At 40.3% G+C, this 13190-nt stretch carries 9 protein-coding genes; 5 read left to right on the forward strand and 4 right to left on the reverse strand.

All coding sequences use genetic code 11. The features are described from left to right. Positions 1-104 precede the first annotated feature (104 nt). The 3 genes from G521_RS0105160 (at position 105) to G521_RS0105170 (ending at position 5299) form a co-directional block, all read left to right on the forward strand. Positions 105-3419 (forward strand): vitamin B12-dependent ribonucleotide reductase, encoded by a 3315-nt coding sequence (locus G521_RS0105160; protein WP_026897582.1) that lies wholly within the window; start codon positions 105-107, stop codon positions 3417-3419. 158 nt (positions 3420-3577) lie between these two features. Continuing rightward, positions 3578-4405 carry a hypothetical protein gene (locus G521_RS0105165; RefSeq protein WP_026897583.1) on the forward strand — a complete coding sequence of 276 codons (828 nt, stop codon included), beginning with the start codon at positions 3578-3580 and terminating at the stop codon, positions 4403-4405. 348 nt (positions 4406-4753) lie between these two features. Then, positions 4754-5299, forward strand: coding sequence for an REP-associated tyrosine transposase (locus G521_RS0105170; protein WP_051189486.1), 546 nt, complete (start codon positions 4754-4756; stop codon positions 5297-5299). Positions 5300-5402: 103 nt separating this feature from the next. Here G521_RS0105170 and G521_RS17695 read toward each other — a convergent pair whose 3' ends face one another. From G521_RS17695 to G521_RS0105190, 4 genes are all read right to left on the reverse strand, one after another. Further along, entirely contained in the window at positions 5403-5867 is a 465-nt protein-coding gene (locus tag G521_RS17695) for a CHRD domain-containing protein (RefSeq protein WP_051189488.1), read from the reverse strand. Between the two features lie 100 nt (positions 5868-5967). Further along, the gene (locus tag G521_RS0105180; RefSeq protein WP_026897585.1) at positions 5968-7356 is read right to left on the reverse strand and encodes a hypothetical protein; all 1389 of its coding nucleotides are present in this window, start codon (positions 7354-7356) and stop codon (positions 5968-5970) included. Between the two features lie 5 nt (positions 7357-7361). Beyond that, entirely contained in the window at positions 7362-8099 is a 738-nt protein-coding gene (locus G521_RS0105185; RefSeq protein ID WP_026897586.1) for a hypothetical protein, read from the reverse strand. 101 nt (positions 8100-8200) lie between these two features. Beyond that, entirely contained in the window at positions 8201-9121 is a 921-nt protein-coding gene (locus G521_RS0105190) for a TerC family protein (RefSeq protein WP_026897587.1), read from the reverse strand. Positions 9122-9410: 289 nt separating this feature from the next. Between G521_RS0105190 and G521_RS0105195 the strand changes: the two genes are divergently transcribed. Next, positions 9411-11918: a M1 family metallopeptidase gene (locus G521_RS0105195; protein WP_026897588.1), complete on the forward strand. Its 2508-nt coding sequence runs from the start codon at positions 9411-9413 to the stop codon at positions 11916-11918. 127 nt (positions 11919-12045) lie between these two features. Beyond that, the gene (locus G521_RS0105200; RefSeq protein ID WP_026897589.1) at positions 12046-13095 is read left to right on the forward strand and encodes an NAD(P)-dependent alcohol dehydrogenase; all 1050 of its coding nucleotides are present in this window, start codon (positions 12046-12048) and stop codon (positions 13093-13095) included. The last annotated feature ends 95 nt before the right edge of the window (positions 13096-13190 follow it).

Raw genomic sequence — 13190 nt, forward strand, 5'->3', positions numbered from 1 at the left:
GAAAACTCAAATTGAGTTTAATTACCGGGAAGGATAAATTTGATTTAAAACTCCGTATGATTTTTAAGCGGTAATTCACTTACACCCAGTACTCAACATCAGCAATGGCAAAAACTTCTACAAACAAATCAGCAAAAGGAGCCGGAAATGGATTAGGCTTCCAGCGATATTTTACAAAAGCAGGTGTAAACGTATATGATCTGTTCACATACGAAAAGCGCACATCGGTAATCCGTAATCCGGCCGGCGATGCGGTGTTTGAAATGAAAGATGTAGAGGTTCCTGCTTCTTGGAGCCAGGTTGCCACCGATATTTTAGCACAAAAATATTTCCGTAAAGCCGGAGTGCCTAAACCCGACGGAACCACAGGTTCTGAAACCAGTATTAAGCAGGTTGCTCACCGTATGGCCGATTGCTGGAAATCATGGGGAGAACGCTACAATTACTTCGCAAGCAAAGAAGATGCATCTATATTTTATGATGAATTGGTCTATACAATTGTGGGTCAATTGGCCGCTCCAAACTCACCGCAGTGGTTTAATACCGGCTTACACAGTTCTTACGGAATCACCGGAAAGCCCCAGGGCCATTACTTTGTAGACCCTGTAACCGAAAAATTAGAAAGATCAACATCCGCCTACGAGCGCCCGCAACCACATGCCTGCTTTATTTTATCAGTTTCTGATGATCTGGTAAATGACGGCGGAATTATGGATCTCTGGGTTCGCGAAGCACGGATTTTTAAATATGGCTCGGGTGTTGGAACCAATTTTTCCGCTATCCGCGGAGAAAGTGAAAAGCTTTCGGGCGGAGGATATTCTTCAGGCCTAATGTCATTCCTTAAAATTGGCGACCGTGCAGCCGGTGCAATTAAATCCGGAGGAACAACCCGCCGGGCAGCCAAAATGGTTTGCCTGGATCTGGATCATCCCGAAATTGAAGGATTTGTAAACTGGAAAGTAGAAGAAGAGAAAAAAGTAGCCGCGTTAATTGCTGCCGGTTATTCTTCAGATTATGAAGGCGAAGCGTATCGCACCGTTTCCGGTCAGAATTCAAATAACTCGGTTCGTATTCCAAACAGTTTTTTCAATGCTTTGGAAGAAGGAAAAAACTGGGATTTGATTGGAAGAATCAGCGGAAAGGCTGTAAAATCGATTTCATCTGAAAAACTTTGGCAGGATATCGCCTTCGCAGCATGGGCTTGCGCCGATCCGGGTGTACAGTATGATACCACTATCAACGAGTGGCATACCTGTCCCGAAGGTGGACGCATCAATGCATCCAATCCATGTTCAGAATATATGTTCCTGGATAATACAGCCTGTAATTTAGCTTCCATCAACCTGGCGCATTTCTTTGATCCCAAAACATTGGTTTTTGATGTTAAAGGATTTGAGCATGCCTGCCGTGTCTGGACCGTTGTATTAGAGATTTCTGTACTGATGGCGCAGTTTCCATCTAAAGAAGTTGCCCAGTTATCGTATGATTACCGCACATTAGGTTTGGGTTACGCCAACCTGGGTTCCATGCTGATGGTAGCCGGAATTCCGTACGACAGTGAAAAAGCACGTGCTATTGGCGGTGCTATTACCGCGGTGATGACGGGAACAGCTTACGCAACTTCGGCAGAAATGGCTAAAGAACTGGGAACGTTCAGTAGCTACCAGGATAATAAGGAACACATGCTTCGCGTCATGCGCAATCATCGCTACGCGGCTTACAATACCGGTTCTTACGAAGGACTGGAAATCAATCCGCAGGGAATTGATCAGAACAGATGTCCTGATTATTTACTTTCTGCAGCCTGTAATTCATGGGATAAAGCCGTAGAATTAGGAGAGAAATACGGATACCGTAATGCACAAACAACTGTAATAGCTCCAACCGGAACTATTGGTTTGGTCATGGATTGCGATACTACCGGCATCGAGCCGGATTTCGCCCTTGTGAAATTTAAAAAACTTTCAGGAGGTGGATATTTCAAGATTATTAATCAGGGAGTTCCTGCCGCATTGCGCAACCAGGGATATCGCGAACATGAAATTGAAGCCATTGTAAATTATGCCAAAGGTGCCGCAACTTTAAATAAAGCTCCGCATATCAACTTCGACAGTCTTGCTGCCAAAGGGTTCACGCAGGATGAACTGGAAAAAGTGGACAAATCATTACTGGCCGCTTTCGAAATCGGTTTTGTGTTTAACCAATGGAGTTTGGGCGAAGATTGTCTGAAACGTTTGGGCTTTAAACCAGATCAGTACAATTCCCCTGATTTTAACTTCCTGAGAGCTATTGGTTTTAACCGTCAGCAAATCGCGGAAGCCAACGAATATATTTGCGGAACCATGACCATTGAAGGGGCGCCGTTCTTAAAAGAGGAGCATTACCCGATCTTTGATTGTGCCAACAAATGCGGTAATAAAGGTCAGCGCTATATTCATGCAACAGGTCATATCCGCATGATGGCCGCGGCTCAGCCTTTCTTATCAGGAGCAATTTCTAAAACCATTAACCTGCCAAACGAAGCAACGGTTGAAGAAATCAAGGAGTGTTATGAACTTTCCTGGAAACTGGCTTTAAAAGCGAATGCCTTGTACCGCGATGGTTGCAAATTATCTCAGCCATTGTCTACCAAATCATCAGATAGTAAGGAAGATAAGCTGGATTCAGTGGAAGAAGTTTTGGGCGAGGCCGCCAATGTGAAATTAAGCGATCTTACTCCGGATCAGGTTCTGGAAGCTGCACGTGCTATTCTGGAAAGATCTACCGACACGCATTTTAAGCGCCAGTTATCCTCGGTCGTAGAAAAGAAAAGTCTTCCTCACCGCAGAGCCGGTTTCACTCAGAAAGCAGCCGTAGGCGGACAAACCATTTTCGTTCGCACCGGCGAATATGAAGATGGAACATTGGGCGAGATCTTTGTAGATATGCACAAAGAAGGCGCAACTTTCCGCTCGCTGATGAACTGTTTTGCCATTGCCGTTTCGGTAGGATTGCAATACGGCGTGCCCTTGGAAGAGTTTGTAGATAAATTTACTTTCACCCGTTTTGAGCCTAGCGGGATGGTAGGCGGACATCAGAATATTAAATCGGCCACCTCTATTGTGGATTATATTTTCCGGATGCTGGGTTACGAGTATTTGGGCCGCGAGGACCTGGTACATGTAATCACCGAGCAGAAAGCGGTTTTGGGAAACCCCCAAATGACTGATGAAGATAAAAACCCGGATGAAAATAATTTTGCAGCCGCTCCAAAACCTCAGGATAAAGTTGCATCTGATAAAAAGCTGAAGCCTGTTTTTGATATCTCCGGCGGCGGACAAAGTGATGCCCCGTCATGTGGTAACTGCGGACATATTATGGTTCGCTCAGGTACTTGTTATAAGTGTTTGAACTGCGGAACGCAGGGAGGATGCAGTTAAGGGTAAGCGGCTGGCTTTAATGGTAGAATAGAGCAAAAAATTTAAGGTAGCCCTGCCGAATGGTAGGGCTTTTTTATGCTAGTTGGCTCTAAAGTATGAAATGTCATCGAAGCTATTTTATTAAAGTATGAAATATCAAATTTTGATTTAATAATTTTATGAAAGATTTACTTGAGGAAGTGCGCCATGGCCTAAAAGAGCGGCTTCGAAATCCCTTTGCAGGAGCTTTTTGTTTATCATGGATAGCATTTAATTGGAAAGCAGTTTTTAGTATCTTTCTCTCTACTAAACCAATTGAAGGGCGAATTAGTTATGTTAGTGCAAATTTTTCCGACCTAAATCACTTGCTATTCTTGGCATTTATTGTTGCTGTTGTATACCTTATTGTTCTCCCTTATATTAGTCTCGCACTCGAAACAGCACTAACTCATTCTTCCAATCGCCGCAGTGTCATATCATTGAAGCAGAAAAAGCTCAGGATATCACAAGAGACAGAGATAGAAATAGAGAGAATCAAACGTGAAAAAGCCAAGGCTGAATTTCGAGAACAAGATCAGTTTAATAAGGAAGTTAGAGACCTGAAGTCTCAACTATTAGCTGCTAATGAGCGAGCTGCAAAAGATAAATATGATTATTCGAGTTTAGTAAAAGTTTTACAAGACCAGAACACTAAAACGCAAGAAGACATGATTGAATCTGCTAAACGATTTGATGAATCTCTTTCAGTATTAAGAAAGGAAAAGGACGCTGACATACTGAGATCACAAACGCTTCTTCATGAGTCCCAATCCACTAAATTGGCTTTGGAGGTTAAAATATCGAGTCTTTCTGTGGAAAAAGATAGGTTATTAAAAGAATTACAGCAGACAAACGATAAAGGCCTCGGCAATGATCGTCCGATGAATAACAGTAGTTTATCTGTTGGAAGTCCCGCCATTGCGGCGGCAGGTCATTTTATTAAAGATAAAAAGTTCAAAGATGAATAACATACTCCAATCGTCCGCGTTTGTAACGCGGATGCATGAGAATTACATTTATAATGTACGCAAGCAGTCAGTCTTTTCAGATACTTTGAGCTTTTATTTAGATGAATAACGAGCGATACAATCGCTGTTTTCCTTCATCCTCGTTGCAAACGAGGACGATGATAAGTAGGGTTGAGAAGTATATTTATAATGTAAGCAAGCAGCCAGTCTTTTCAAATACTTTGAGCTTTTATTTAGGATAATAACGGGCGATACAATCGCAATTCTCGTTCATCCTCGTTTTAAACGAGGACGATAACAGTAATAAACGAGGACGATACAATTTCTTATATTGTATTAAAATCAGCCATGTCAGGAGACAGATATTTTATTCGTGATCAGCATCAAACTTATTTTATTACCTGCACTATTGTAGAGTGGATCGATTTATTCACCCGCCAGCATTACAAAACCATAATTACTGATTCTTTAAATTATTGCATTAAAGAAAAAGGGTTAAGAGTAAATGGCTGGGTTTTAATGACCAACCATTTGCACTTGTTAGCCCGATGTGAAAAGCCGCACCTGATGTCGGACTTTTTACGTGATTTTAAAAAGTTCACCTCCAAAAGATTAGCCGAAGTCATTCTAACGGAACCGGAAAGCCGCCGTGACTGGTTATTGGATAAGTTTAATTTCGAAGCCCGCAAAACAAGAAGAGCCGAACATTTTAAAATCTGGAGAGATGATAATCATGCAATTGATATGGATCATATTGACATCATGCAAAAGCTCAGCTACATACATGATAACCCGGTTCGGACAATGATTGTTGAAAATCAGGAGGATTATTTGTTCAGCAGTGCCAGAGATTATGCCGGGATAAAGGGTTTGATTGAAATTGAAATGATTTAAAAGCGGATAATTTTTTAAAAATTAAAAGGGCGATAAAATCACTATTCTCCTTTATCCTCGTTGCAAACGAAGACGGTGATAATTTTAATCGCTGTTTAGCAATTTATTCTTTAATAATTTGTCCTCTTACTTCGCCTTCTGGATGAGTAGTTGTCAGGATAATATAATACCATTGACCTGAAAGAAGCTGGCTCCCGGCTATTGAATTGAGGTTAAATGAACCTGTAGCCTCCCCCTCGACTGAAGGTGAAGCAGAAGAGGCAAGGTGTATTTCGGGGCCATTTTGTCCCGATGAGGAAGGGCCGTTGATACTGATTTTAGTCCATGGTCCGGAAAGATCCTTAAACCGGATTGTATAGATAAAAAGGTTATAATAACCTTTAGAATACACTCCGAAAAATGTCGAACTGGCATTTGTTGATATTTCAGGAACAACTTGTTTTCCGCTTCCATCTCCTACCATATTGGTGACTTCGAATTTTACCCGCTCTTTCTTGCAGCCAGGTAAAGAAATTGATAGGAATAAAATCGCAATCAAAAATCCAGGTAGCCCAATTTTAGTTTTCATAATCACGTTTCATAAATGACTGTAAGCAAATGCTATTGATTTTTTTTGCCCATAATCTATTAGATGATGTGTTTAACTTGTTACGGGGTAATATTTAAACCTATTTATACGGATTGAAGCCTAAAGATTTGGTGCACCAGCTTTCAAAATTCTTCTGAATGTCATCCATCGGCATACCTAAAACCTGTGTCAGAATATCAGAATTGGAGCGGATGTGTAAAACAGTCAGGTCTTCTTCGCCGGGTTTCCCGGGAATTTTTTCTTCGGTGGTGCGGTTCCGGTACGCTTCCATCACTTCGTTTAATTTATTCTGACTGGCTATAAATGCGACAAAGGCAAAGCTGTACGAATAATGAAGAGAGCTTTGGATAAGCCGATCGCCGGGCTTGCCGCTAAATTGCTGCCAGTTGTAATTAACCAGGGAAGTAACCGGAGGTGAGTTGATCTCATATTCACTTTTCAGCATATTCGATTTTCTCAGCAAATCGCTTCGGTAATTGCGCAAATTAACCGTGAGTTTATTGCTGCTCAGATTAGAAGACTCAAAGTAACAGGCGGTTCCTTCATCAAGCCATGCAGGAATATCGCCCACAAAAGATTTGATCATCAGGTGAAAAAGTTCATGTTTCATGGCGCCAAGCCAGGCAAAATTGGCGATACCCATCATTACCAGATCAGCGCTCGAAGCATACCCGAAAGTAGATTCGGGAATTTTTATTTTATGAATTTTTGAGCTGATGAGGTTAAGCTGTGTACGGTTGGGACAATAAAATACGGTGATCAGCCGGTTAACTTCCTGCAGCTTAAACTCCTTTTTGAAATACAGGTAATATTCTTCCAGAGCTTTGATTTGCGCAGAAATATTAATCTTGCTGTTGGGATAAAAGATAAGCAGGTTGGCAGTGGTATCCGACCTGTACGATTCGTCGTTAATCAGGTTTGAATAGTATTTCTCTGCGGCTGCTTTCTCATTCAGATTGAATTTTCGGTTTTCGGTATCGAAAGACAGGTTTTCAAAATCCAGCTCCTCTACCCTTGCGCTCGCACTTGGAATACCCATTTTTGATTCAATGCCTGCTCCGCCTGGTCCTTCAAAAACCTCGCTTCCAATGGTCTTTAGAAATGACTTCATGTCGTCAACCGACGGTGCAATGGCAGTTCCGCCCATGCAAGATTGGTTGAGTTGCTTCAGTTCACTGCGTTTTTTGCCCGACAAATTATCATATGAATTAAGAATGTGATTAAACCATTCAGTTGAAAGTTCGGGTTTGTTTAAACGACAGTAACCTACTGCCAGACAATAATCCATAAAGGCATTTTTATAATATTCTTTCTTTCGTAGCTGCGAAGTTCGGTTGACCAGCGAAACATACTTACCGGATTGCAGCAGGATTTTTAATTCATCAATTTCTGCCTTTGTTTGGGAGTTAACCGAATGAAGTGCAACAAAGGAGAGTACAATTACAATGAAGAATGCTTTCTTTTTCATGGCGTTTAGTTCTTTGGCGGAGGGTTTACCAAAATCAAATCAGTTGAAGAAGTATCATCTGGCTTCCTGATTACCTGTATTTTACTACCTGGAGGAAGTTCCTCAACAAGCGTTGCAGAATCTTTTTTTGCATAATCTTCCAGGTATTCCGAAACGGCATCTTCAGAATGACCTTTGCTGAAATAAGGAGCCACCAGATATTCTTTGGTGAGGTATAATCCGGCATCCCTGACATTTATTTTATCCTCATTTACCGATGCAATTCCAATGAGCAATGTGCCCAGCACCCCGAAAGCAACTCCGGGTGAAGAAGTTGCAAGAGTCGCTTTCCAGATCTCGCCCTTGGAGGCATTCATGTCCACCTTTTCTTTGAGCTTTAAAAGGATAAACAGAGACCCGACAATAATCATAATAATGCCGGTAAAAAATCCCAAGAACTGTCTGAACGTGCGGCTTACCAATGAGTAATGTCCCTGGTTATATCGTTCTGTCAGGCTTTCTTCTTCCAGTAATGCCAGTGTTATAAAGTTATACTGCTGTTCAGACAGGGATTGGGCAGAACCGAGTCGGGCGGTCATATCTTTAATAGCGGTTGATTTGCCGCTTTCAATTTTTGAATTAATCTGCTGCAACTGAAACATGGAAACCACTATGAAAACCACCAGAAAAAATACTGGGAATCCTATTAAGATGTATATGAGTTTATTATAAACCTTTTGGAAGCTATCATCCGGATTACTCATGATATTCTATTTAGCAGGCTGACTATTATTTTAGAACTATCGCTTAAAAGCATATTAAATTTATGCAATATTTCCTGATTGCACGCATAGCTGATATGAAGCTACAAATGATTGTTTTTGGTTTTATTAAATGAGAGTATAACGCTTCCGCTGATGGTCAGTGCAATAACCAGCAGAGAAATAAATGTTGGAATATGGATAAAATCTGACAGCACCATTTTAAATCCCACAAATGCCAGCACAATTGCGAGTCCGTATGACAAATAAACAAAGCGTGTTACAATGTGCGCCAGGGCAAAATATAGCGAGCGGAGACCCAAAATTGCAAAAACATTTGAGGTGTACACGATAAATTCATCCTGAGTAATAGCCAATATTGCCGGAATACTATCTACAGCGAAAATGATATCGGTTGTTTCTACAATAATCAACACCAGAAACAATGGACTTGCATACGTCTTCCCGTTCTTTTTTATAAAAAATTTATTGCCTTCTACCTGATCTGTTACGGGCATTATTTTCTTAAAGAATTTGATCACAGGGTTTTTATCGGGTTCAATATTCTGCCCCTTTTTAGTAAACATTTTATAAGCTGTGCAAATCAGAAAGATTCCGAAAATGTAAATGGTCCAGTGAAATTTTTCTATTAAGGCCACACCGGCAAAGATGAAAATCACACGCATAACCAGCGCCCCTAAAATGCCCCAAAACAATATTTTATGCTGGTATTGAGGCGCAACCTGGAAATAGCCAAAGATGATTACAAACACAAAGATGTTATCTACGCTCAGGGATTTTTCAATAAGATAACCTGTTAAAAATTCGATGGCCTTATTTTCTCCGAACCAATAGTAAATAAGGCTGTTGAAAATTAAAGCCAGGGTGATCCAGATCCCCGACCAGATCAGCGCTTCTTTTACAGATACTACATGTGCTTTGCGGTTAAATACTGCTAAATCCACGACCAGCATCAGCAGTACAAAAACATTGAATCCTATCCAGAATATGCTGTTAACTTCCATTGTTTTTTATTTAATGTCCGTAATCCATCACAAATAGTGATATTTTAAAAGGCATATTTCTGCACGAAGGTCTGGGAGAACTACAATAATAATTGGATAAACCTGTGTTTTAACCACCTGGAGCGGCTTGTTTAAATCCAGTTCTTCTTAGTTTAATTTACAATTTTGGAGTTAATGTGTTACTTAATATTTTCTTATATCTTTAAGTATAATGTAACCTTATCTGTAAAAAGTGGTCATAGACACATTCAAACAGACCATCCTGAAAGCTCTTTAATAAATCTTATTTATGAAAAAAATCATTTTCAAATTAGTTCCCATCGTTATTTTATCTGTATTTGTATTTCGGGCGGAAGCCCAGGTAAATGCGGATACCAAACCGGTACCGAAAATTTATCGCCAAACGGTAAGCAAAGTCAATAGTCTGGTACATACCAAGCTGGAAGTACGTTTTGATTATTCTAAACAATTTATGTACGGCAAAGCCTGGCTCACATTAAAGCCCTATGCGTATAGTACAGATTCTTTAAAACTTGACGCAAAAGGAATGGATATCAACAACGTTTCTATTGTTAAAAGCAGCAAGATTATTCCCTTAAAATATTCTTATGATAGCCTGGAGTTGCGAATTATTCTGGATAAAAATTATAAAGCCGATGAGCAGTACATGATTTTTATTGATTACACATCCAAGCCAAATCAGTTAAAAGCTAAAGGCAGCGCTGCCATAAGCGATGCAAAAGGTTTGTATTTTATCAATCCGGATAGCGCTGTTAAAAATAAGCCAGTACAGATCTGGACTCAGGGCGAAACCGAAGCTTCATCTGTATGGTTTCCTACTATTGATAAACCCAACCAGAAAACAACTTCGGAGATCAGCATGACGGTTCCGTCAAAATATGTCACTCTTTCTAACGGCCGCTTGGTATCACAAAAATCCAATACCAATTCAACCCGAACAGATACCTGGAAAATGGATCTCCCGCATGCCCCCTATTTATTTATGATGGCTGTAGGAGATTTTAAAATCTATAAGGATAAATGGAGAGATAAAGAAGTGAGTTATTACCTGGAACCGGAATATGCTCCTTATGCTAAGCAAATATTTGGGATGACTCCGAAAATGATGGAGTTCTTCTCTAAAAAACTGGGGGTAGATTATCCCTGGAATAAATATTCACAAATTGTAGTGCGTGATTATATCAGCGGAGCGATGGAAAATACGACCGCAACCATTCATGGTGATTTTGTACAGCAAACTCCGGGCGAATTAATTGATGAAAGCGCAGGAGAATTTGTAATAGCGCATGAACTTTTTCACCAATGGTTTGGTGATTATGTAACTGCCGAAAGTTGGAGTAACCTCACCGTTAATGAATCTTTTGCCAATTTTAGTCAGGTTCTTTGGAACGAATATAAGCATGGTAAAGATGCAGGCGATTACGGAAATTTCATAGATATGCAGGATTACTTGCGCTCGCCGGAGGATGTAAAGAAAGATCTTGTCCGCTTTAATTATAAAGATAAAGAGGATATGTTTGACCTGGTAAGCTATCAAAAAGGTGGACGGATACTGAACATGCTTCGCAATTATTTAGGTGAGGAGGTTTTTTATAAAGGGCTAAACATTTATCTCAAACAAAACGCTTTTAAAACAGGTGAGGCGCACCAGGTCCGCTTGGCGCTTGAAGAAGCCAGCGGCAAAGATCTGAACTGGTTTTTTGATCAGTGGTATTTTAGAAGTGGCCATCCGGTGCTTAAAATTGATTACAAGTGGGATGAAACAACAAAGAAACAAAGCGTTTATCTGCAGCAAACTCAGGAAGGAGAAGCATTTACGCTTCCGGTAGCCATTGATTTTTATGCCGGCGGTAAAATGGAACGTCATGAAGTGTGGATGGACAGCAAAGCCGATACGTTTATTTACTCATTCGCGGTTAAACCTGATTTGGTAAACGTGGATGCTCATAAAATTCTTCTGGCACAAAAGACAGACAGCAAGACACTGAATGAATATGTATTTCAATATTTCAACGCACCTTTATTTGTAGATCGCCAGGAGGCAATAACTGAAGCTTCAAAAAAACAGGATGATGCTGCCGCCCGTAAGGTGATGATTGCAGCGCTGAATGATAAATTTTTCAGGTTGAGAATCAAGGCAATCAATTCCCTTGACTTAAAAAATCCGGAAATTCTGAAAGAAGCCGCACCAATCTTGTCTAAGCTGGCAAGCAGTGATCCATCTACACTGGTTCAATCTGCAGCCATTCGATCTTTAGCAAGGTCAAATGATTCTTCAAATTTAACAGTGTTTAGCCAGGCCTTTAAAAGCAAATCATACAGCGTTCAGGCGGCGGCAATGAGCGGAGTTGCTGCATTGGATAATGCAGAAGGCTTGCGTTTAGCCAAAACAATGGAGAAAGACAGTAAAGGAGCAATAAGACAATCCGTAATCAATATATACAGTAAATATGGTGGTCCGCAGGAAGCGGCATTTGTAGTGAATGAATTTGATAATGCTTCTGTAAATGGTAAGTTCCAGATGATCGAAAATTTCTTTGTGTTATTAGGAAATATGAACGAAACAGCAGCTTTTAACACCAACTTTAATAAAATTACAAGTTTAATTGAGGAGTACAAGCAGTATGGTATCGGCAAACAACTTATTCCTTTGTTAACTATGCTGAAGGATGAGAAACTGGCTAAAGCAAAATCATCAAAAGAACTCAGCGCCCAGTTAAATACGCAGGCAGATTCTGTTAAAAAAGTAATCGAAAATATACAGGCTGGAAAGTAGAATGAAGGCGTTCTCCTTTTCATAATTCAGGAATTCTTCGATTTAAACCGAAGAACTCTTATTATTATTCTGAGCAAGCAAAACTATTAAATACCTGTACTGTTCCTTTTTTAAATAACAATAAATCATGACACAAGTAAAAGCATATGCTGCCGAAAAAGCAGACAAGCCATTAGGGCCATTTAAATTGGACAGGAGAGAGCCTGGAGAAGAGGATGTAGAGATTGAGATCCTGTATTGCGGAGTTTGTCATTCGGATATTCACACGGCCCGCGGTGAATGGCCCGGAACCATTTATCCGGTAGTGCCCGGACATGAAATTGTTGGGAAGGTAAATCGGATTGGCAGTAATGTCACAAAATATAAAGTTGGAGATACGGTAGGTGTTGGATGTTTTGTAGATTCTTGCGGGCATTGCAGTAATTGCGAGGAAGATCTGGAGCAATATTGTGAAAATGGCGTTTCAGCAACATACAGCTCCTATCTGCAGGATAAAAAAACAATCACGTATGGCGGTTATTCAACGCATATCGTAGTTAAAGAAAGTTTTGTATTAAAGGTTTCTGATAAATTGCCCCTCGAGGCCGTTGCTCCACTTTTGTGTGCCGGTATAACAACATATTCTCCTTTAAAATATTGGAATGTTAAAAAGGGAGATAAAGTTGCCGTAGTTGGCCTTGGAGGTTTAGGACACATGGCTGTTAAACTTGCGGCCTCCATGGGTGCTGATGTAACCATGCTGAGCCGTTCTCCTGAAAAAGCAAAAGATGCCGAAAGATTAGGGGCTCATCATTTTGAGCTGACTACTGATCAGGATAACATGAAAAAAATGGCGGGTACTTTTAATTTAATTATTGATACTGTATCTGCCAAGCATGATTATAACGAATATCTTGCCTTATTGAGAACCAACGGGGTAATGGTTATTCTGGGTGTACCGCCCGAGCCTGAAATGGTATATGCTACTTCTTTAATTTTTGGAAGAAGAAGTCTTGTAGGTTCTTTGGTTGGTGGAATTAAAGAAACACAGGAAATGCTTGACTATTGTGCAGAGCATGAAATTGTTTCGGATGTAGAAATCATCAATATCGATCAGATAAATGAAGCCTATGACCGCACCATTAGCGGAGATGTGCATTACCGATTTGTAATAGATATGGCTTCCTTAAAAAATTAGGAGCATAATTTAACCAGGAAGAGAGCTGATGAATTAATCAGCTCTTTTTTTTATGCGTTAAATTCGAGGATAAAATTTCCTGATTCAGCCTTCAT

This window comes from Daejeonella oryzae DSM 19973, assembly GCF_000422945.1.
GTDB classification, from domain to species: domain Bacteria; phylum Bacteroidota; class Bacteroidia; order Sphingobacteriales; family Sphingobacteriaceae; genus Daejeonella; species Daejeonella oryzae.